This is a genomic window from Desulfitobacterium nosdiversum (assembly GCF_049860565.1).
GTDB lineage: Bacteria > Bacillota > Desulfitobacteriia > Desulfitobacteriales > Desulfitobacteriaceae > Desulfitobacterium_A > Desulfitobacterium_A nosdiversum.
Genome location: NZ_CP172056.1, coordinates 303,111 through 323,925, shown reverse-complemented (window position 1 = coordinate 323,925; position 20,815 = coordinate 303,111). Strand labels below are relative to the sequence as shown.

Here is a 20,815-nt window from a genome sequence, read left to right as displayed (position 1 = left end):
ATTAAAATATAATTTTTTAATTGAAAGGGGTATAGCTTTGAAAAGCATTAAAACAGGAATTATTTCATTTATCGGTGTTATTCTCATACTAACCCTTAGCATTCTTGCAGTTATTAATTACAACAATACCCAAAAGGTGATTATGAATGATCTTAATCAGACAATGACGTCAACAACACTAGGTGCGGCCAAGGATTTAGGAGCATGGATTAGTCTTCGTAAGGGAGAGTTAGAGACTATCGCTAATGCTCCGGTCATGGCCGCAGGTGATCAGACTGCAATAAAGAATTATCTTGGAACAGAATTAAAACGTCTGCCTGATTTCAGTACGTTTTGGTTATCTGATGAAAAAGGAAATTGGTACTCGCCTGCAGGGACTACAGGAAGCATCAGTGAAAGAGATTATTATCAAGAACTCCTAAAAACAGGAAAGACCGTTGTTTCTAATCCTCTTATTGGGAAGGCCGACGGAAAAATGGCATTTGTTATTGCAGTGCCCATTAAACAAAATGATAAGATTGTCGCTATCTTAGGCGGAAATGTTAAAATGGATGAATTGTCACGCAGAGTAACGGAAATTAAAGTAGGCCAAACGGGCTATGCAACACTATTTCAAAGCAATGGCATGACAATTGCCCATCCTAAGCCGGAACAAGTGCTGAAATATAACCCCATGGAGGATTCAACCCTTGATCCGATGCTCAAGTCGGGATTTGAAAAGATGCTTAAGGGAGAAACGAGTGAATTTCATATTAAGCTCAACGGCTCAGACATGATGATTGCTTATACACGGGTGCCAGGTGTTACTTGGTCTATCTGTGTTAACGCTGTCACAGAAGAGTTTAAAGGTCCCTTAGTAACCCTTGCTTATACTTCTGTGATTACAACAGCTATTTTGCTTATGATTGCGATTCTTGCGTTAGTTTTTCTAACAAACCGGATTACTAAGCCGCTTTCTAATCTTCAGGTAAGGGCTGAACAGGTAGCTCAAGGTGATTTAAGCCAAATTGAGGTTAATATTAATTCTAAAAATGAGATTGGTCGTCTAGCCGAGGCTTTACAAACAATGGTTCAGAACCTAAAGGCTTTGGTTGGACATGTTGCTGAATCATCAGGGCAGGTCGTCACTTCAGCGGAACACCTGGCTCTAAGTGCTGAACAATCTGCACAGGCAGGCGACCAAATTGCGGTCTCTCTATCCCAGGTTTCCGTCGGTGCAGAGAATCAATTAAGTACAATCGATGAGGCCCTGCAAGCGATGACCGGGATTCAAAACAGTATTGAACAAGCGACACGTAATACGGACCAAGTTGTGGATTTTTCGGAGAAAACCTTACTTGCAACTCAAATGGGGAGCAACGCTGTTGGTAAAGCCATGAACCAAATGAACCGTATCCAAAATGTAGTTACACAAGCAGCTGATCTTGTCCTTAAACTGGGTGATCGTTCGAACGAGATTGGAGAAATTGTTGATGCTATTTCAGGAATTGCTCAACAGACCAACCTTTTAGCACTTAATGCGGCCATTGAAGCAGCACGGGCAGGAGAACAAGGGCGAGGGTTTGCAGTTGTGGCAGAAGAAGTGCGAAAGTTAGCTGAGCAATCGGCAGAAGCAACGAAAGAAATTACGGGTTTAATCCATGAAATTCAAGGGGATACAGATCGGGCAGTGCAGGCAATGACTGAAGGGACCAAAGAAGTGGAGACAGGGGCGGAAGTGGTTGGAACTGCAGCTAAAAGTTTTGCAGAGATATCACTCTCTGTTAATACTATTTCCGAGCAGATCAAAGGACTATACGATAGGGTACAGCACGTTTCACAGGAAAGTGAGCGTGTCACGATGTCCATTGACCGATTAAGTGGTGTAAGTAAGGATGCAGTCGCACATGTTCAATCCGTATCTGCATCTTCAGAAGAGCAACTTGCTTTTGTTCAGGAAATAGCCCGTGCTAGCCAAGATCTCAGTACAATGGCTGAGAGATTGCAAAGGGCAGTGACAAAGTTCAAAATCTAAGGGTGCGCAGTTTATTGCACTGCAGCGTGAATTTGTTTCACAGGTTTGTAATCCTTTATCAAGCCCCATGAAGGTTAGGGTGGCCTCAAAGACAACGTGAGAATAGGCATTTTGACGTATTGAAGTTAAGGATCATTGTATTTGTAAAGACTGGCATGAAGTTTGCAAGTATTTTAGAAAGGAAATGGATGAGTTGTTTTCAGTCCAGACTAAAATATAAGGAGGAACTTCAGTATGAAAGATGTTGTTATCGTCAGCGCTGTTCGGACACCCATTGGTTCTTTTAATGGAGCCCTTAGTCAGGTTGAGGCTGCAGACTTAGGTGCAATTGTGATTAAAGAGGCTATTCAAATGGCAGGCATAGCTCCGGCCGATGTGGAAGAGGTCATTATGGGTAATGTTCTGTCAGCGGCTAAAGGTCAAAATCCTGCCCGCCAGGCTGCGATGAAAGCAGGAATTCCTCAAGAAATTCCATCTTGGACGGTGAGCAAAGTATGCGGTTCAGGCCTTAAAGCTGTAGTGTGCGCTGCTCAGGCGATTATTGCGGGAGATGCCGATGTAATTGTTGCGGGAGGGATGGAAAGCATGTCTCTGTCTGCTTATGCCCTGCCCAAGGCTCGGACAGGCTATCGTATGGGCAATGATACTATCGTCGATACGATGATCAATGATGGATTGAGCGATGCTTTCCATAACATTCACATGGGTGTAACTGCCGAAAATATCGCTGAGCAGTTCGGTATTACGCGTGAGGCACAAGATCAATATTCCGTACAAAGTCAAAACAGGGCAGAGGAGGCTATTAAAGCCGGCGCTTTTGTCGAGGAAATTGTACCGGTGACTATTCCCCAACGTAAAGGAGATCCTATTGTTGTCAATCAGGACGAATTCCCTCGTTTTGGCGCGACCTATGAATCACTTGCGAAACTGCGCCCAGCATTTAAAAAAGACGGAACAGTAACCGCAGCAAATGCATCGGGTATTAATGATGGGGCTGCCGCTGTTGTGGTTATGAGCAAAGAGAAGGCTGAACAACTCGGGCTTAAACCAATGGCCGTGATCACCTCTTGGGCTTCAGCAGGTGTTGACCCGCTTATTATGGGAACTGGACCTATTCCGGCATCCCGTAAAGCATTAAAAAAAGCAAACTTGACGATTGATGATATTGATATAGTTGAAGCAAATGAAGCGTTTGCTTCACAAACGTTAGAAGTAGCCAAAGAGCTTGGTCTTAAGCAGGAGAAAACGAATATCAGCGGTGGAGCTATCGCTTTAGGACATCCAATTGGAGCTTCAGGTGCACGTGTTTTGGTTACATTACTCCATGAAATGAAACGGAATGAAGCTCAACGGGGCTTAGCTACTCTCTGCATCGGCGGCGGACAAGGTATTGCCATGATCGTGGAACGGAAATAGTTCATTTTATCCAATTGAATGAATTATGGGAGGAAAAATAATGCGGGAAGCTGTGATTGTTAGCGCGGTACGGACACCTGTCGGTTCTTTCAACGGTGCATTTGCTCAAACCAGAGCTGCGGAGCTTGGTGCTGCGGCTATACGTGAAGCGATTAACCGGGCGGGAATAACTCCTGAACAAGTCGAAGAAGTCATAATGGGGAATGTATTACAGGGGGGACAAGGAGAAAATCCAGCCCGCCAGGCAGCTGTTTTTGCAGGTATTCCTCAGGAGACTCCAGCATGGACGATGAATAAGCTATGCGGTTCCGGATTAAAGGCAATTATTTGTGCGGCTCAGTCCATCCTCCTGGGAGATGCTGATATTATCGTTGCAGGCGGTATGGAGAACATGTCCTTAGCTCCTTATCTTTTACCGAAAGCACGCACCGGTTATCGTATGGGTAATGACGTTATTTATGATAGTCTCCTTAAAGATGGTTTGCTGGATGCGTTCGATAACATCCATATGGGTATAACAGCTGAAAATGTTGCAGAACAATTTAATATTACCCGTGAGGAACAAGATAAGTACTCTGTCAGCAGTCAGAACCGAGCTGAAAAGGCTATTAAAGAAGGAAAGTTTGAAGAAGAAATCATCCCCGTCAGTATTCCTCAACGCAAGGGGGAGCCTATCGTAATCAGTCAGGACGAGTTCCCGCGTTTTGGGGCAACGTATGAATCTTTGGCTAAGCTAAAGCCGGCCTTCAAAAAGGATGGAACAGTTACGGCTGGAAATGCTTCCGGAGTTAATGATGGCGCTGCAGCAGTAGTTGTTATGGAGAAGGAGAAGGCTAAAGAGTTAGGGCTTGTTCCTATGGCAACTATACGAGCCTATGCTTCTGCAGGTGTCGATCCGAAAATCATGGGAACCGGACCAATCCCGGCCAGCCGAAAAGTATTGGCCAAGGCGGGGATAAAGATGGGAGATATAGATCTCATCGAGGCCAATGAGGCATTTGCGGCGCAAACCTTAGAAGTGGCTAAGGAATTAGAACTCGATTTGGACAAGACCAATGTTAATGGGGGAGCTATTGCCATGGGACATCCTATTGGTGCCTCTGGAGCACGTATCTTAGTTACTTTGCTTTATGAAATGAAACGCAAAGAAGCGCATCGTGGTTTAGCGACTTTATGTATTGGCGGCGGCCAGGGTATTGCTTTGATTGTGGAACGTTAGGGTACCGAATATTATGATCATGGAACAAAGGGGCTGTGTGAATACACAGACCGGAGAAACCGCCTGAAATCATGAGATCTCAGGCGGTTTTTCCGTATGTTTAGGCAAAAAAAGCATGATTGAGATAAGAGAAAACGACTTAAGAGTGCGGCCAAAATGTAGCCTTTAATAATATCATGAGCTATTGCTTTAGAGACAGTATCTTGGCGCCTGAATAAGGATTCTTGAGTGTGCAGGATTATGCACCTGGAAAGTAAAACATTTCACACCATCATGAGCTTTTGACTCCGCAAATGACTGATCATATTAAGCATGTAATGACGAGAATCAGCCTGGGATCTGTATTTCCCGGGCTTTTCTTTTTTTTAGTTTATTTCTGAGAACTGGCATACCGATTGCTATATAAAAAGATGAAAGGTGGTGAAACAAAAATATCGGTTTTTTAATCCATTTTTTAATTAACTTTATCTTATAGAAGGAGGACTTATACGAATGGCATTACAAATTCAACCAGAACAAAAGCCCAATATTATGGAACGCATGGGCGGTGCTCTTGCCGAATGGAGTGAAAAATGGTTCCCGGATGCTTACGTTTTCGCAATTTTTGCCGTTGTACTCGTATCCATCGCTGCGTTAGCGATGGGGCGGACACCAATGCAAATTGGCGTTGATTTCGGTTCTAACTATTGGGGTTTAATTCCCTTCACGATGCAGATGTCCTTCGTTATTATTTCTGGTTATGTTGTGGCAATGTCCAAACCTGTTACGAAGTTAATTCAAAGATTAGCCGAGGTTCCGAAAACCGCAAAAGGTGCGGTAGCCTATGTCGCTTTCTTCGCAATGGTTGCTTCATTGCTGAGCTGGGGATTCAGCTTGATCTTCAGTGGCGTTTTGATTAAAGAAGTCAGTAAAAGAGTTAAAGATGTTGACTATCGAGCACTTGGCGCTGCGGGTTATCTTGGATTAGGAAGTATCTGGGCTTTAGGTCTATCTTCTTCAGCGGGCTTACAAATGGCGACTAAATCATCAATGCCTGCTGCACTTTACAAAATCAGCGGTGTTATTCCCCTGACCCAAACGATTTTTACCTGGCAAAGCGGGGTTATGGTTATTGTCTTAATTGCCCTTTCTGTAGCCATCTGCTACTTTTCCGCACCTGACGGAAAACATTCAAAGACTGCAGAATCTGCCGGTATTACCTATGGCGATAATGGGATTGTCATTGGAAAAGCCACTCGTCCAGGAGAAAAACCAGAATACAGCCCAATTTTAACCATTATCATTGTTATCCTGGGTGGACTTTATCTTGTTGATCTTATCAGTAAAAAAGGTCCTATTGCTGCTCTTGACCTAAATACGTATAACTTAATGTTCCTCCTGATAGGAATGATTCTTCATAAGAGTCCTAAGGCATTCTTGGTTGCTTGTGCTAAAGCAGTACCTGCAACCGGATCAGTTCTCATTCAATTCCCAATTTACTCGGGTATTTTTGGAATTTTAATGGGTTCCGGCCTTAATGAAGTCCTTATGAACTTCTTCGTCTCTGTCTCTACTCAACACACCTTTGCCCCGATTGTAGCTGTCTACTCTGCACTTCTTGGATTCCTGCTTCCTTCCGGTGGTGCAAAATGGGTTGTTGAAGCACCATATATTCTATCTGCTGCGCAACAATTGCATTTCAACATGGGTTGGGTTGTTCAGATTTACAATGCTGCCGAAGCATTGCCGAATTTTATCAATCCATTCTGGATGCTTCCTTTGATGGGTGTTATGGGCGTAAAAGCTCGTGACTTAGCAGGGTTCTCTTTCCTACAACTTATCTTCCATACTCCAGTCGTAATCATCATGGTATGGCTCTTAGGTTATACGATTCCTTATGTACCACCGATGATGTAGAAAAAAGGACAACTTCAGATGGAGTTTTTGCTCCATCTGAAGTCCCCCCCATAATAATTGACGCCAGTGCGTAATAAGGAGGTTGAAGCTGAATGGCGGTTATTATTAGCCCCGAAGAAGCGGCAAGTAAAGTCGAAAGTGGTAAAACAATTATGGTTGGTGGCTTCATTGGGTGTGGAGCGCCGGATAAGCTATTGGAACTTATTCGTCTCAATGGGACGAAAGATTTAACCCTTATTTCCAATGATACGGGTATTTTAGGGGACGCCCTATCACAACTCGTAGTAGAACATCGTATTAAGAAACTCATTGCCACCCATATTGGTACAAACAAAGAAACGGGAAATCAAATGAACTCCGGCGAAATGGAAGTTAAATTGGTACCGCAAGGAACTCTTGCAGAGCAAATCAGAGCAGCTGGTTCAGGACTTGGCGGAGTCTTAACTCCAACTGGAATTGGAACAATTATTGAAGATGGAAAACAAAAGATAGTTGTAGGAGGCCAAGAATTCCTTCTAGAATTGCCTATAAGTGCTGATATTGCGTTAATTAAAGCAAAGAAAGCCGATATAGCGGGGAATTTAGTCTATCACGGTTCTGCACGCAATTTTAATCCTATTATGGCTACAGCTGGAAAAGTTGTCATTGCTGAGGTTGAAGAAATTGTAGAAGCAGGCGAAATTAAACCGGATGAAATCCATACCCCAGGGATCTTTGTTGATTATCTCGTACTTGTACCTAAGGAGGTGGAGAAAGTTGGATAAGGAACAACGGATGGAATGGCTCATTAAACGCGTAGCTCAAGAATTTAAAAATGGTGATGTCGTTAACCTTGGTATTGGTATGCCGACGAAAGTTGCTAACTATTTGCCCGAAGGGGTCAATATTATTCTCCAATCCGAAAATGGTTTTTTAGGCATAGGGCCAACTCCTGAAGCAGGAGTGGAAGATAGGGATATTGTTAACGCAGGCGGGCAAAAATCGAGTATTCTAGCTGGCGGATGTACCTTCGATAGCTTTACGTCTTTTGGGATTATTCGTGGAGGGCATGTTGATGTAACGGTTCTTGGTGCACTGGAAGTCGACGAAGAAGGTAATCTTGCAAACTGGATGGTTCCTGGAAAAATGGTTCCGGGAATGGGCGGCGCTATGGATTTGGTCGTAGGTGCTCAACGCGTTATTGTTATGATGGAGCATTGTACGAAAAAAGGCGACAAAAAAATATTAAAGAAATGCACTTTGCCGCTTACAGCTTCTAAGCAAGTTAATTTAATTATCACGGAAATGGGTGTTATCGAAGTAACTCCAGAAGGCCTTCTGCTTAAGGAGATTGCTCCAGGACTTACCTTTGAGGAAGTGCAGGCTGCTACAGAACCGACATTATTAGATGGCACAGTATCAGAATTAGAAACTGCATAGAGAAGAAGACGAAGGGTATCAATAACAATAAAATGTTAAGAACTCTTACGGGTATTACCCTAATAATAGGTTAAATATTATTGTGGATGAGAGCCTGACCGAAAGGTCGGGCTCATTTGTATGATCTTGCCAAATTAAAGCCCGCCCCTTAAAATAAAGATGAATATCTACTTAGTATCTAAGTGAAACTTTTAAGGGAGTATTTACGTATACATTAAAGGAAAAAAAGCAAGTAGATAGGAGCGGCTTAAGAGATGGAAGACATGGATCTGATTCGACAGGTCCTTTCCGGGAAACATGAATATTATGAGTACCTCGTAGAACGATATCAGAAACCGTTAATTAATTTTCTGCGCGGAATTTTGCGCAATGAAGAAGAAGTTATGGATTGTACCCAGGAAGCTTTTCTTGCCGCTTATCGCAATCTCTGGAGGTATTCGCCGAAATATACCTTTAGGGCATGGCTTTATGCAATCGCGAGAAATAAGGCCATTGACCAGATGAGGAAGAGAAATAATGAAGTATCCTTGGCCTTTGATGAAAACTGGGCTGATCAGAAGGAAGGGCCGGAGGAAGCTTGGCTGATCAAGGAACGGAAGAACGAGGTGCAAGGGATACTTGAGGAACTTCCGGAGCATTACAGGCAAGTCCTTTATCTGAGATATCACCAGGAATTATCTTATGAAGAGATCAGTTTAGTTCTTGATATCCCTGTAAGTTCTGTTAAAAATCATTTATATCGCGGTAAAGAAAAACTTCGTCAGATCATGGAAAGGAGGGGCATTAATGCAGGAAATGGACATGTTGAACCGATTATTTCGGGATGAACCCATTAATGAAGATTCCCTACAACAGATGAAAATGGGAATAATGAATCAGATTCTTGCAAAACCGATGGATTTTCAAGCAAAGATTCTTAGAACACAGCGGCGGAAGTGGGGATTGCTGCTTCTGGCTCTTTTCCTGTTTGCCGGCATAGGGTTTTTCAGTCTTATTTGGTTCGAAGGGAACTGGTTGGTCCGTGAATATATAAATATATTAAGCGCATTCATGGAAGACGTAAAGGCGTTTGGCCGCCTTCGTGTTGGTTTAGAGTTACTTTGGCAGCAATATGTCTGGTCCTTTTTAGGGATCGCCTTTTCCTGGGTTCTATTTGACGGAATACATCATAAGATGTTCATAAAAGATTAAAAGGCTCGGCATTTGCCGAGTTTTTTACCAAAACTTTAAATAAAAAAGATAAAGAGCGATGAGAGAGGAAAGAGATGGGAAGGCTCCATGGACGCAGTCAAAAAGTTCTTTAAAGATCAGGCCCAGAATTTGAGTGAAGAGGCCTGGGAGGCAGCCCGTGAAATCGGGGAAAATCCGGAATTAGGCTATCAAGAGTTTTATGCAGTTAAAGTGTTAACCCATTTTTTAAGCAGTCATGGTTTTGAAATTGAACCTTCTGTTGCTGGATTGGAGACAGCTTTTATTGCTCGCTACCGGGGAAAAAGACCGGGCCCCATCATTGCATATTTAGCAGAGTATGATGCCCTGCCCGGGGTGGGTCACGGATGTGGACATAATTTAATAGGGGCAGCAAGTGCGGGAGCTGCAGTTGTTTTAAGCAAAAGTCCGGAGCTTTGCGGTGAAGTTTGGGTTATTGGAAGTCCTGCTGAAGAAACGAGCGGAGCCAAGGTAATTTTAGTTGAGAAAGGCGTTTTTGATCATGTCAATGCCGCGATGATGTTTCATCCGGGAAGCCAGCATGTACCGGAAATCTCAACTCTAGCGCTGGATGCTCTTGAGTTTACATTTTTGGGACGTCCGGCACATTCAGTTGCGGCTGTTCAATATGGTGTTAATGCACTGGATGCATTAATTGATTTTTTTAATAATGTTAATACGTTAAAAAAAAGGATTCCGGAGGATGCTCGGATTAACGGGATCATAACTGAAGGAGGAACGGCCCCGAATATAATTCCCGAGAGGGCAGTCGCTCGTTTTTACTTAAGAGCACGCCGTCGAAAAGTTTTAGATGAATTGCAGGAGAAGGTTATTCGCTGTGCAAAAGAAGCTGCGTCAAAGGTCTCGGCTCAAGTCGCCTGGCGTAAGTTCGAATTTTCATATGATGATATGCTGACGAATCGGACGATGGCAGAAACTTTCGCTCAAAACCTGCGTGAATTAGGAATTAAGAGGATATCTCCGCCGCAGGTTGCTATGGGTTCAGTGGATATGGGCAATGTAAGCCGTGTCGTTCCGGCAATTCATCCGTATCTTGCTTTAGGAAGAGGAATGGATATTCCGCATACTCGCGGTTTTAGCGAGGCTGCTCTTTCTCCGGCAGGGGAAGAGGTGCTCCTGCTGGCAATTCAGTCTTTAGCTTTTACGGGTTGGGATATTCTAAGCAACCCCAAGCTTTTACAGAAAATAAAGCGGGAATTTTGCCAAAGTTATTAGGTAAGCAAAAACCTATAAAAAAGGGGACGTTCCGGAGAATTAATTTTGAACGTTCCCTTTATCGTATGTTTTAGCTGTTGTTTTTCAGCGGGTGTTTAAAGCGGTGTAAGCTATCGGAAAGCACACCGGATAAAATAAGTCCAAAGGCGATGGCACCGGCAATGACCAGGGTTTTAGTTCCAAGCTGTATCCCTTCAGCATAATTATTTGCCATGAATTCACGAATGGTATCATAGGCTAGGCCGCCGGGAACTAATGGGATGATTCCGCTGATACTGAAGAGGGTAGCCGGCATTTTATGATAGCGGGCTAAAAATTGACTGAGTGTAGCAATCGTAAATGCGGCAGCGAGTGTTGCCGAAGCCATATTGAACCGGGGCAATTCCATGAGGAAAGTATAAATGACCCAGCCAAGCATGCCGATTAAGCCTCCGCTGGGTAAAAGCCGGCGAGGAACATTAAAAAGAATTCCAAAGGCCATTGTGGAAAAAAAACTTGTATAAAATGCAGTTAAATTCACGGGCATCCGCTCCTTATTATGAACTCAGCAAGGTAAGGATGACAGCAACTCCTGTACCGACGGCTAACGCCGTAAAAAAGGCTTCAGCACTGCGGGCTAACCCGGAAACAAGATCTCCAGCCATCAGGTCTCGAACGGCATTGGTAATAAGCACACCGGGAACAAGGGGCATGATCGAGCCAATAATAATTTTATCAACGTGCGAGTTTGGGACAAGATGGTAGAAAAAATAAGAAATAGCTCCAATAATAAAGGAGGCTAGAACTTCTGAAAAAAATTTAACTTTGACCATTTTATTCGTATTGATATAGACGAGATAACCAATCCCTCCAGTCAGAAAAGCAAAAGAAAAATCGAGCCAAGATCCTCCGTACATCATGGAGAAAAAACCGCTGGCGACTGCAGCACAAAGGATTTGCAGCTTGGTTGAATATAAAGGTTTAGCCTGATCAATTTCACGCAGATTTAAGTAGGCTTCAGCAAGCGTTATATTTCCCATACTCAGCTTTCGGGAGATATCATTAACTAAAGCGATTTTATTTAAGTCAATCAATCGTTCGGAAATACGCAGGAATTTAGTTTGTTCGGCTTCGCGGTGTTCACCCTGGATGGAAAGAAAGATCCCGGTTGGAGTAACATAACTATGCGTTTCATAGATAGCACAAGCTTGAGCAATCCGGTTCATGGTATCTTCAACGCGATAGGTTTCAGCTCCGCTTTGAAGCATAACTTTTCCTGCCAACAAACAAACTTCCATTATATCTGTAATTGGGGCGACCACAATATTCCTCCATCCTATTTTCTATGACCTTATCATACCACAAAGAGACTGAGTTAATTAGAGATAAAAATTGAGGAAAGTGTTGAATGTTTATGCGCGTAAATGTATAATTATTAAAATGTAATGACGAAGAGGAAAGGGATACAAGGGGGCTATCGTTTTGAAAGTTGGAATTTTGGGGGCAACAGGCTATACAGGTCAGGAACTTGTACGCCTTTTAGAGCAACATCCTGAGGCACAAATCGAATTTTTGGGTTCTTCCAGTTCGGCGGGGGAAACCTATAATGAAATGTTTCCTCAGTTTATGGGAACACCTTTGGGAAAATTAGCGGATGAACAGGTTCCGGATGTTGATGTTTTATTTTGTGCACTTCCTCATGGTTTAACCGCTTCCCGGACGGCGGAGTGGTTGGAACGCGGAATTAAAGTGATTGATTTGGGTGCAGATTTCCGGCTTAAGGATCCGGAAGTGTACGAAGCTTGGTATAAAGTAAAACACCCTGCTCCGGAATTGATCCCGCAAGCGGTTTACGGACTGCCGGAACTTTATCGTCAAGAGATTCAAGGGAAGGTGCTTGTAGCAAATCCCGGCTGTTATCCAACAGCCTCGATTTTGGCTTTAGCACCTCTTGTCAAAAATAAATTGGTTAAGGTGAATTCCATTATTATTGATGCAAAGTCCGGGGTGTCTGGATCCGGACGTAAAGCTTCATTGGGAAATCATTTCAGTGAAGTTCATGAAAACTTTAAGGCCTATGGAGTTGCCGAGCATCGTCATACGCCTGAAATTGAGCAGCAGCTATCCCGTGCAGCAGGGCAATCATTTATGCTCAGTTTCACTCCGCATCTCGTACCCATGATTCGCGGAATTCTGGCGACGATTTATGCTCAGGTTGAAGAAGGAGTTTCGGAAGGTGCTCTCCGCGAATGTTGGGAAGAAGCATATGAGGGGGAAGAATTTATTCATATTCTTCCTCAAGGAATTTTGCCGCAAACGAAGTTTGCACTTGGAAGCAATCATGTGTTTCTACAACAGAAATATGATAAACGCACCGGCCGGGTCGTTCTGATCAGTGCTATTGACAATCTTGTTAAAGGGGCAGCGGGGCAGGCTGTTCAAAATATGAATATTCTCTTTGGCTTGCCGGAGAACAAGGGTTTAGGCGGCCGGGCACTTTGGCCGTAAGATTTTACTAAACTGAAACTAATTATGTTTATTTCAAAAAAGAGGTTGGTGAACTGGATGTGCAGTGAGAAAAACTCGCCCTGGAAGTGGATTGACGGCGGAGTAGGAGCGCCTCAAGGCTTTCAAGCCACTGGAACTATGGCGGAAATTAAGTATAAAGACAAATACGATGTAGCGCTGATTTATTCTCGTGTTCCGGCTCAAGCAGCCGGAGTTTTTACCCGAAATAAGGTAAAAGCTCACCCCTTGCTGCTTACCCAAAAACACCTGGCAAACAGCCTTGCTCAAGCCATTGTCGCAAATAGCGGAAATGCAAATGCTTGTGTCGGTGAGCCTGGAGATAGGGCAGCTGAGGTCATGGCGAAGATTGCGGCTTCAGAATTGGGGCTGAAGGCGGAAGACGTTCTTGTAGCTTCAACAGGGGTAATTGGTGTCGAAATGCCCGTGGAACGTGTAACCCAGGGTATTACGAAGGCTGCCCAAGATTTCGGCGCAACGAAAGGCGGACAGAGTTGGACGGCTCAAGAAAAAATCGAGCACGCCCATCAAGCTGCTCTAGCCATTATGACAACGGATACACTGGTAAAGGAATTTGCCTGTGAACTTCCTTGCCGCAACGGGGTGATTCACCTCGGCGGAATTGCTAAGGGTTCCGGAATGATTCATCCGAATATGGGAACGATGCTCGGATTCTTAACTACAGATGCAAAGCTCTCCGCAGCCCAGTTACAGGAACTTCTGAGACAATCTGTCGATGTAAGCTTTAATATGGTGACGGTTGATGGCGATACGAGTACAAACGATATGGTCTTGTTTCTGGCCAACGGAGAATCAGGAGTAACTCCTGAAGGGGAGGAATGGGCTGCTTTTCAGGAGATGGTTAAAGTCTTTTGTATTCGTCTTGCAAAAGAGATTGCAAGGGATGGGGAAGGAGCGACCAAATTCCTTGAGGTTCAAGTGACTGGGGCTGAATCCTCCGAGGATGCGCGGAGGATTGCCAAGTCGATATGCGGTTCGAGCTTAGTCAAAACCGCAATGTTTGGTGAAGATGCCAACTGGGGGCGGATTCTCTGCGCAGCCGGTTATTCCGAAGCTAGGTTTGATCCTGCCAAGGTGACGATTTATTTGGGAGATGTTCAGGTCGCCAAGAACGGAAAAGGCGTCAATTTTTCGGAGGAAGAGGCTAAAGCAGTTCTCTCACAAAAAGATATCAAGATTTCTCTCCTGCTTGAGGATGGAGAGGCGGAGGCAACGGCTTGGGGCTGTGATTTAACCCATGAATACGTGACGATTAATGGAGATTATAGAACCTGAGAGAAAGAGGGAAGGAAGGAAATGACACCGTTAGATCAAGGAATAGACAAAGCGAGGATTTTAATAGAGGCTTTGCCCTATATCCAGAAATTTGCCGGGAAGACAATGGTCATTAAATATGGCGGGCATGCCATGCTCGATCAAAACTTAAAAGAATCGGTTATGCTTGATGTGCTGCTGCTCCACTCTGTCGGAATTCGCCCTGTGATTGTTCACGGCGGAGGGCCTGAAATCAACACGATGCTTAAACGGGTTGGGAAGGAAAGCCAGTTCATTCGAGGGCTTCGTGTGACCGATGAGGAAACGATGGAAATTGCGGCCATGGTTTTGGTGGGCAAGCTGAACACTGAAATTGTTTCCCTGCTTAACCGTTTTGGCGGCAAAGCCGTTGGGTTATCCGGCAAAGATGCTCAGCTTTTACAAGCCGTAAAAAAACCGCTCAAGGTGCAGAATACGGAAGGTCAATTAGAAGAGGTTGACCTGGGATTTGTTGGGGAAATTGAAAACGTTTCTCCGGGAATTGTTGAATCTTTACTCGATCAAGGATATATCCCGGTCATTTCTCCCTTAGCGGGAGGAGAAGATGGCGAAAGTTATAATATCAATGCAGATACGGCTGCCGGCAAGGTAGCGGAAGCCTTGAAAGCGGATAAGTTCCTATTGCTTACCGATGTACGCGGGGTTTTAAAGGATGTTCATAACCCTGACTCGCTCATTTCGATCGTAAAACAGGAAGATGTTCCCCAGCTGGTCGAAGAAGAAATTCTTACGGGCGGGATGATACCTAAAGTCGAATGCGCATTGGGAGCCCTCCAAGGCGGCGTGGGAAGTGTTCATATTCTTGATGGACGCTTACCCCATGCAATTCTGCTTGAACTGTTTACAGACGGCGGAATTGGTACAATGATTGTATAAAGACAAAACTATACTAGAAGACAGACGGGTAGAAGATAATAGTCAAACGGAAAGGGGAAATGATGATGAGCACGGAAACAGAGAAATTGATCCAGGAAGGTCAGGCTGTCGTCATGAATACGTACGGCCGCTTGCCGATGGCCCTGGTAAAAGGCGAAGGATCTTGGGTTTGGGATGTGGAAGGAAATAAATATTTGGACTTTGTCAGCGGGATTGCGGTGAATTCCTTAGGGCATAAGCATCCTGAAGTGGTGAAGGCCATTCAGAAGCAAACTGAGGAGATCTTGCATACCTCGAATTTATACTGGATTCCCAACCAGATTCACTTGGCAAAGCTTTTAGTGGAAAATTCGTTTGCCGATAAGGTTTTTTTCTGCAACAGCGGCGCGGAAGCGAATGAAGGAGCGATTAAACTCGCGCGAAAATATGCTAAAGCGCATTACGGGAATGAAAAATACGAGATTTTATCCCTGAAGAATTCATTCCACGGCCGGACTTTAGCGACCTTGACGGCGACAGGACAGACGAAATATCAGGCAGGATATGAGCCTTTGCCGGAAGGATTTGCTTATGCCGAACTGAATAATCCGGACGATCTTAAGCAGAAGATCACCGATAAAACAGCAGCAGTGATTATTGAACCCATTCAAGGCGAGGGAGGCATCATTCCGGCTGAACTCGATTTCTTGCAAACCGCTCGGAAACTCTGTGATGAGAAAGGGGCACTTCTTATCTTTGATGAAGTCCAGACAGGCGTTGGACGGACGGGTAAGCTCTTTGCTCATGAATGGAGCAGCGTAAAACCGGATATTATGACCCTTGCCAAAGCCTTAGGGGGAGGAGTTCCGATTGGAGCAATGCTTGCTAAGGACGAGGTTGCATCAGCCTTTAAACCAGGGGATCATGCTTCAACCTTTGGCGGGAATCCTTTGGCGACTGCAGCCGGATGTGCGGTCCTTAAGGTAATGCTGGAAGAAGGCTTCTTCGAAGATGTACAGGAACATGCTGCGTATTTTAAAGCGGAATTGCAGAAGTTAGCGGATAAATATCAGACAGGTGAGCCTGTTCGGGGAATCGGCTTTCTTTTGGGATGGCCTCTTGCTAAGCTGGGTCCTGAGACTGTGAATGCCTGCCGTGAAAAAGGCTTGCTGATCAATTTTGCAGGGGGAAAAGCCCTTCGTTTTGTGCCTCCGATCAATGTGAGCTATGAAGAAATCGATCGGGCTGTAAAAATTCTTGATGACGTTTTTTCTTCACTTTGGTAAAAAAATTTTATTGATCAAATACTGAGAATGACTTAAAGTATATTAGATATGGCAAATTTTCAAAGTAATTGGGTGTCTAACCCCAGGGAGGAAAATAAGATGCAGGCAGCTTTAGTCCTTGAAACAGGACGGATCTTTATGGGTGAGTCCTTCGGGATGAATGGGGAAGCCTGGGGAGAGGTTGTTTTTAATACCGGAATGACGGGGTACCAGGAGGTACTCACCGATCCCTCCTATGCGGGACAAATGGTATGTATGACCTATCCGCTTATTGGGAATTACGGAATTAATGCGAGTGATTATCAGTCGAGAAAAATTCAAGTTCAGGGCTTTATTGTTAAAGAAGCTGCAAGTGATCCGAACCATTGGCAAGCTGAGGAAAAGCTTTCTCAGGCATTGGAACAAGCCGGAATTGTGGGGATCAAGGGGATTGATACTCGAGCTTTGACACGGCTTATACGGGAATATGGTGTGCTTCGCGGAGTTATCACCACTGAATTGGATCATCTGGATGAACTTCCATCCCGTCTTCGGGAATGGGAAGTGTCTCCTGAAGTTGTGGCCGAGGTCAGCACGAAAGAGGTCTATACACTGAGTTCTGCCAAGGACAATGAGGAAGGCCCGCAAAATCCCTTTCACGTTGTCGTCATGGATTTTGGTATCAAGGAAAATATTCTGAGGGCGATGCAGGAAAAGGGTTTTGACTTAACGGTTGTTCCTTACTCCACCTCAGCGGAGGAGATTTTAGATTATCGACCGGATGGAGTCTTTCTCTCGAATGGTCCCGGAGATCCAAAGGTTGTGAGCCAAGGGATTGAGACGATTGCTAAGCTGGTAGGCCAGCTTCCCATTTTTGGGATTTGCTTAGGACACCAGCTCTTGACATTGGCTTTGGGCGGAGATACCTATAAGCTAAAATATGGGCATCGCGGAGGAAACCAGCCGGTTCAAGATTTACAAACCCAAAAAGTCACGATAACGTCGCAAAATCATGGCTATGCTGTGGCCGAGCAAAGCTTAAAGGAAACACCGCTTAAAGTGACCCATCGCAATTTAAACGATCAGACGGTTGAAGGCGTAGAACACAACAGCCTCCCCATTTTTTCAGTTCAATATCATCCGGAGGCAGGACCGGGACCGAGTGATTCCCTCTATTTATTTGATCAATTTGCAGAATTAATGGAAGAAAGAAGGACTCATCATGCCTCTTAATTCGGCTTGGAAAAAAGTATTGGTCATTGGTTCCGGGCCGATCGTCATTGGGCAAGCGGCTGAATTCGACTACGCCGGAACACAGGCCTGTAAAGCTTTAAAAGAGGTCGGACTGGAAGTCGTCCTCGTGAACAGCAACCCTGCTACGATTATGACAGACGTGCATATGGCCGATAAGATTTATCTTGAGCCTCTGCTTCCTGAACGGCTGGAAGTCATTCTCGCTAAGGAAAAGCCTGATGCGCTTCTTCCGACTTTAGGCGGACAGACAGGCTTAAATTTAGCGATGGAACTCGAAAAACAAGGGGTTCTTGAACACTATGGCGTTGCCCTGATCGGATGCAATGCGGAAACGATCTACAAAGCAGAGGACCGGGAAGCGTTTAAAGAGACAATGCTTGCGATCGGCGAACCGGTTGCTGACAGTTCGATTGTGACAACGATTGAAGAAGGACTGGAATTCACTGGGCGCATTGGCTATCCGGTGATCATTCGTCCTGCCTATACGCTTGGTGGAACGGGCGGGGGCATAGCGAAGAATGAACGCCAGCTTCGCGAGATTTTACAATTGGGATTACAAGCGAGCCCCATTCATCAATGTTTGCTGGAGCGAAGTGTAGCCGGTTGGAAAGAAATCGAATATGAAGTGATGCGGGACGACGCGGATAACTGCATTACGGTTTGTAATATGGAAAATATCGATCCCGTAGGAATCCATACGGGAGACAGTATCGTTGTCGCCCCTTCGCAGACCTTGACTGATGTCGAGTATCAAATGCTGCGGGCATCGTCTTTGAAAATTATTCGTACCCTAGGTGTCAATGGTGGCTGCAATGTTCAATATGCTCTTAACCCCGCAAGCCGAGAGTATGTGGTTATTGAAGTCAATCCTCGGGTCAGCCGTTCAAGTGCGCTTGCCTCAAAAGCAACGGGTTATCCTATTGCCAAAATGGCTGCTTTAATTGCCGTAGGCTTTACGCTGCCTGAACTGCAAAACCCGGTAACGGGTCATACGAGCGCTTGTTTTGAGCCTGCTTTGGATTATGTCGTTGTTAAGTTCCCGCGCTGGCCGTTTGACAAGTTTCCTGCCGCCGATAACCGCCTGGGAACCCAGATGAAGGCAACGGGTGAGGTTATGGCTCTGGAGAGAACGCTCGAAGGAGCTTGGCTCAAGGCGATTCGTTCTCTGGAGATCGGGGCTGTCGGACTGCGTATTCCTGATGCTGCACGCTGGACAGAGATTGAGATTGAAGATAAATTGTCGGAAGCTGATCATGAACGCTTTTTTGCAGTCGCTGAAGCTTTCCGCCGGGACTGGACCATTCTTGAAGTTCAAATGCTGACGAAAATGGATTCCTTCTTCCTGCATAAAATCAAGGATTTGGTCGCTTTAGAACAGCGCTTAAGCCAGGAATCGCTTACCTCAGAACTTCTGGGCTTGGCTAAAAAACTAGGGTTTTCCGATAAATCGATCGGTCGCTTAACCCAAAAGAAAGAAGAGGAAATCCGTCTGCTGCGTTATCAGGAAGGAATCCGTCCTGTTTATAAGACGGTGGACACCTGTGCCGCCGAGTTTTCTTCCTCAACTCCTTACTACTATTCAAGCTATGAAGAGGAAGATGAGGTTGCCGTGCATTCCGGCCCGAAGGTCGTCGTCTTAGGTTCCGGGCCGATTCGGATTGGACAGGGAATTGAGTTCGACTATTGCTCTGTTCAGGCACTTTGGGCCCTGCAAAAGGCGAATGTTGAATCCATCATGATCAACAATAACCCGGAGACCGTTTCTACGGATTTTGATACAGGAGATAAGCTTTACTTTGAGCCGCTCACCCTTGAAGATGTGTTGCATGTTGTCGAAAAGGAAAAGGCTGACGGTGTTCTTGTTCAGTTCGGAGGCCAAACGGCGATCAATCTCGCCGGTCCGCTGAGTCAAGCGGGTGTCAGGATTATGGGGACACAAGTTGATGCCATCGATGCAGCGGAAGATCGTGAGCGTTTTGCACAGCTTCTCCTTGAACTCGGTATTCCTCAGTCAGAGGGACGGGCTGCGACTTCTGTCGATCAAGCGAGGGAAATAGCCAACGAACTCGGATTCCCGGTATTGGTTCGTCCTTCATATGTTATCGGAGGCCGGGCAATGCAGGTTGTAGATAATCTCAAAGAACTGGAAGAATATCTGTCACGAGCGATTACCCTTTCTCCGGAGCATCCGATTCTTGTCGATAAGTATCTGGAAGGCAAAGAAGTAGAAGTAGATGCTGTTTCGGATGGGGAAATTACAGTCATTCCGGGAATCATGGAGCATATCGAGCGGGCTGGAGTTCATTCCGGAGACAGTTTCGCGGTATATCCGCCCCAGGGCTTGACTCCGGCGGAAATTCAGCAAATTCAGGATTACACCTGCCGAATCGCGGAAGGGCTCGACATTAGAGGGCTTGTCAACATTCAGTTTGTTGTCGTGAGCGGAAAGGTCTATATCATTGAAGTCAATCCGCGGGCAAGCCGGACGGTTCCGATCATTTCCAAAGTAACGGGAATTCCGCTTGTAAGCTTAGCCGTACAAGTCGCCTTGGGTAAAAAGCTTTCTGATTTAGGTTATACTCATGGCTTAGCCCCTGAGATTCCCTTTGTGGTTGTGAAGGCTCCCGTTTTCTCCTTTGAAAAATTGACGAAGGTCGAAACTTCACTCAGCCCGGAAATGAAATCTACAGGCGAGGTATTAGGAATGGATCTCACCTTTGGCCATGCCTTGGCAAAAGCTTTTGCGGCTTCGCATGTTCCTCTCCCAGAACAAGGCAACATTTTAGTCAGTGTAGCCGAAAAAGATCTTCCTGAGGCGATGACCTTAACACGGGAGCTTGAACGTTTAGGTTTTGGGGTAAAAGCTGCGGGGAAATCCGCTAAAGCCTTAGCCCTTTGCGGTGTAGAGGCTGAGGAGGTTGGGGAAGGCAGTGTTGAGCTTCAAGAAGCGATTCGCCGCCGCGAATTCTCCTTTATCCTCAGTACGCCGATTAAGGGGCCTGAGGAACGGACAGGATACCTCCTGCGTCGTTTGGCTGCTGAGCATCGTGTGCCTTGTCTTACCTCGATGGATACAGCTCGAGCTGTCGTTCGCGCCCTTAAAGAAATTAGAGGGAATACGAGTCCTCAGGCCTTAACATTACAAGAATATCGAGCAATAAATTAGAGCATGTGATAAAATAAAAAGGACAG

The 20,815-nt window shown here is 45.2% G+C and carries 17 protein-coding genes; 15 read left to right on the top strand and 2 right to left on the bottom strand.

What is annotated here, in order from left to right; genetic code table 11:
- The first annotated feature begins 37 nt into the window (after window positions 1-37).
- The 9 genes from ACHOLT_RS01610 (at window position 38) to ACHOLT_RS01570 (ending at window position 10,409) form a co-directional block, all read left to right on the top strand.
- On the top strand, window positions 38-2,014 hold the full coding sequence (locus tag ACHOLT_RS01610) for a methyl-accepting chemotaxis protein (RefSeq protein ID WP_425805331.1): 1,977 nt from the start codon (window positions 38-40) through the stop codon (window positions 2,012-2,014).
- Window positions 2,015-2,248: 234 nt separating this feature from the next.
- A complete protein-coding gene (locus ACHOLT_RS01605) occupies window positions 2,249-3,430 on the top strand; it encodes an acetyl-CoA C-acetyltransferase (protein WP_425805330.1) in 1,182 nt (393 codons plus the stop codon).
- A gap of 40 nt (window positions 3,431-3,470) precedes the next feature.
- Window positions 3,471-4,649: an acetyl-CoA C-acetyltransferase gene (locus ACHOLT_RS01600; RefSeq protein ID WP_425805329.1), complete on the top strand. Its 1,179-nt coding sequence runs from the start codon at window positions 3,471-3,473 to the stop codon at window positions 4,647-4,649.
- A 492-nt stretch (window positions 4,650-5,141) separates the two neighbouring features.
- On the top strand, window positions 5,142-6,545 hold the full coding sequence (locus ACHOLT_RS01595) for a short-chain fatty acid transporter (RefSeq protein ID WP_425805328.1): 1,404 nt from the start codon (window positions 5,142-5,144) through the stop codon (window positions 6,543-6,545).
- Window positions 6,546-6,637: 92 nt separating this feature from the next.
- Complete coding sequence (locus ACHOLT_RS01590; protein ID WP_425805327.1) at window positions 6,638-7,309, top strand: CoA transferase subunit A; 672 nt, start codon at window positions 6,638-6,640, stop codon at window positions 7,307-7,309.
- A gap of 10 nt (window positions 7,310-7,319) precedes the next feature.
- A complete protein-coding gene (locus ACHOLT_RS01585; RefSeq protein ID WP_425807844.1) occupies window positions 7,320-7,964 on the top strand; it encodes a 3-oxoacid CoA-transferase subunit B in 645 nt (214 codons plus the stop codon).
- 254 nt (window positions 7,965-8,218) lie between these two features.
- Window positions 8,219-8,791, top strand: coding sequence for an RNA polymerase sigma factor (locus tag ACHOLT_RS01580; RefSeq protein ID WP_425805325.1), 573 nt, complete (start codon window positions 8,219-8,221; stop codon window positions 8,789-8,791).
- Window positions 8,751-9,155: a hypothetical protein gene (locus tag ACHOLT_RS01575; RefSeq protein WP_425805324.1), complete on the top strand. Its 405-nt coding sequence runs from the start codon at window positions 8,751-8,753 to the stop codon at window positions 9,153-9,155. The genes ACHOLT_RS01580 and ACHOLT_RS01575 overlap by 41 nt, the downstream gene beginning before the upstream one ends.
- A gap of 87 nt (window positions 9,156-9,242) precedes the next feature.
- Window positions 9,243-10,409: a M20 family metallopeptidase gene (locus tag ACHOLT_RS01570; protein WP_425805323.1), complete on the top strand. Its 1,167-nt coding sequence runs from the start codon at window positions 9,243-9,245 to the stop codon at window positions 10,407-10,409.
- 70 nt (window positions 10,410-10,479) lie between these two features.
- Here the strand turns inward: ACHOLT_RS01570 and ACHOLT_RS01565 are convergent, their stop codons facing one another.
- Together ACHOLT_RS01565 and ACHOLT_RS01560 are read right to left on the bottom strand one after the other, a co-directional pair.
- The gene (locus ACHOLT_RS01565; RefSeq protein ID WP_425805322.1) at window positions 10,480-10,935 is read right to left on the bottom strand and encodes a threonine/serine exporter family protein; all 456 of its coding nucleotides are present in this window, start codon (window positions 10,933-10,935) and stop codon (window positions 10,480-10,482) included.
- 10 nt (window positions 10,936-10,945) lie between these two features.
- Complete coding sequence (locus ACHOLT_RS01560) at window positions 10,946-11,710, bottom strand: threonine/serine exporter family protein (protein ID WP_425805321.1); 765 nt, start codon at window positions 11,708-11,710, stop codon at window positions 10,946-10,948.
- Window positions 11,711-11,870: 160 nt separating this feature from the next.
- On the opposite strand from ACHOLT_RS01560, the gene argC reads away from it, so the two are divergent.
- From argC to carB, 6 genes are all read left to right on the top strand, one after another.
- On the top strand, window positions 11,871-12,896 hold the full coding sequence (argC, locus tag ACHOLT_RS01555; RefSeq protein WP_425805320.1) for an N-acetyl-gamma-glutamyl-phosphate reductase: 1,026 nt from the start codon (window positions 11,871-11,873) through the stop codon (window positions 12,894-12,896).
- A gap of 57 nt (window positions 12,897-12,953) precedes the next feature.
- Window positions 12,954-14,210 carry a bifunctional glutamate N-acetyltransferase/amino-acid acetyltransferase ArgJ gene (argJ, locus tag ACHOLT_RS01550; RefSeq protein ID WP_425805319.1) on the top strand — a complete coding sequence of 419 codons (1,257 nt, stop codon included), beginning with the start codon at window positions 12,954-12,956 and terminating at the stop codon, window positions 14,208-14,210.
- 21 nt (window positions 14,211-14,231) lie between these two features.
- Entirely contained in the window at window positions 14,232-15,125 is an 894-nt protein-coding gene (argB, locus tag ACHOLT_RS01545) for an acetylglutamate kinase (protein ID WP_425805317.1), read from the top strand.
- Between the two features lie 65 nt (window positions 15,126-15,190).
- On the top strand, window positions 15,191-16,390 hold the full coding sequence (locus tag ACHOLT_RS01540; RefSeq protein ID WP_425805316.1) for an aspartate aminotransferase family protein: 1,200 nt from the start codon (window positions 15,191-15,193) through the stop codon (window positions 16,388-16,390).
- Window positions 16,391-16,489: 99 nt separating this feature from the next.
- Window positions 16,490-17,602, top strand: a complete 1,113-nt coding sequence (gene carA, locus ACHOLT_RS01535) for a glutamine-hydrolyzing carbamoyl-phosphate synthase small subunit (protein ID WP_425805315.1) — start codon at window positions 16,490-16,492, stop codon at window positions 17,600-17,602.
- Window positions 17,592-20,789 carry a carbamoyl-phosphate synthase large subunit gene (gene carB / locus ACHOLT_RS01530; protein ID WP_425805314.1) on the top strand — a complete coding sequence of 1,066 codons (3,198 nt, stop codon included), beginning with the start codon at window positions 17,592-17,594 and terminating at the stop codon, window positions 20,787-20,789. The genes carA and carB overlap by 11 nt, the downstream gene beginning before the upstream one ends.
- The last annotated feature ends 26 nt before the right edge of the window (window positions 20,790-20,815 follow it).

What these genes read in the sequence shown, in the direction of transcription:
- ACHOLT_RS01605 (WP_425805330.1), top strand. Translation starts at nt 2,249, where the DNA reads ATGAAAGATGTTGTTATCGTCAGCGCTGTTCGGACACCCATTGGTTCT.
- ACHOLT_RS01600 (WP_425805329.1), top strand. Translation starts at nt 3,471, where the DNA reads ATGCGGGAAGCTGTGATTGTTAGCGCGGTACGGACACCTGTCGGTTCT.
- ACHOLT_RS01595 (WP_425805328.1), top strand. Translation starts at nt 5,142, where the DNA reads ATGGCATTACAAATTCAACCAGAACAAAAGCCCAATATTATGGAACGC.
- ACHOLT_RS01590 (WP_425805327.1), top strand. Translation starts at nt 6,638, where the DNA reads ATGGCGGTTATTATTAGCCCCGAAGAAGCGGCAAGTAAAGTCGAAAGT.
- ACHOLT_RS01585 (WP_425807844.1), top strand. Translation starts at nt 7,320, where the DNA reads ATGGAATGGCTCATTAAACGCGTAGCTCAAGAATTTAAAAATGGTGAT.
- ACHOLT_RS01580 (WP_425805325.1), top strand. Translation starts at nt 8,219, where the DNA reads ATGGAAGACATGGATCTGATTCGACAGGTCCTTTCCGGGAAACATGAA.
- ACHOLT_RS01575 (WP_425805324.1), top strand. Translation starts at nt 8,751, where the DNA reads ATGCAGGAAATGGACATGTTGAACCGATTATTTCGGGATGAACCCATT.
- ACHOLT_RS01570 (WP_425805323.1), top strand. Translation starts at nt 9,243, where the DNA reads ATGGACGCAGTCAAAAAGTTCTTTAAAGATCAGGCCCAGAATTTGAGT.
- ACHOLT_RS01565 (WP_425805322.1), bottom strand. Translation starts at nt 10,935, where the DNA reads ATGCCCGTGAATTTAACTGCATTTTATACAAGTTTTTTTTCCACAATG.
- argJ (WP_425805319.1), top strand. Translation starts at nt 12,954, where the DNA reads ATGTGCAGTGAGAAAAACTCGCCCTGGAAGTGGATTGACGGCGGAGTA.
- argB (WP_425805317.1), top strand. Translation starts at nt 14,232, where the DNA reads ATGACACCGTTAGATCAAGGAATAGACAAAGCGAGGATTTTAATAGAG.
- ACHOLT_RS01540 (WP_425805316.1), top strand. Translation starts at nt 15,191, where the DNA reads ATGAGCACGGAAACAGAGAAATTGATCCAGGAAGGTCAGGCTGTCGTC.
- carA (WP_425805315.1), top strand. Translation starts at nt 16,490, where the DNA reads ATGCAGGCAGCTTTAGTCCTTGAAACAGGACGGATCTTTATGGGTGAG.
- carB (WP_425805314.1), top strand. Translation starts at nt 17,592, where the DNA reads ATGCCTCTTAATTCGGCTTGGAAAAAAGTATTGGTCATTGGTTCCGGG.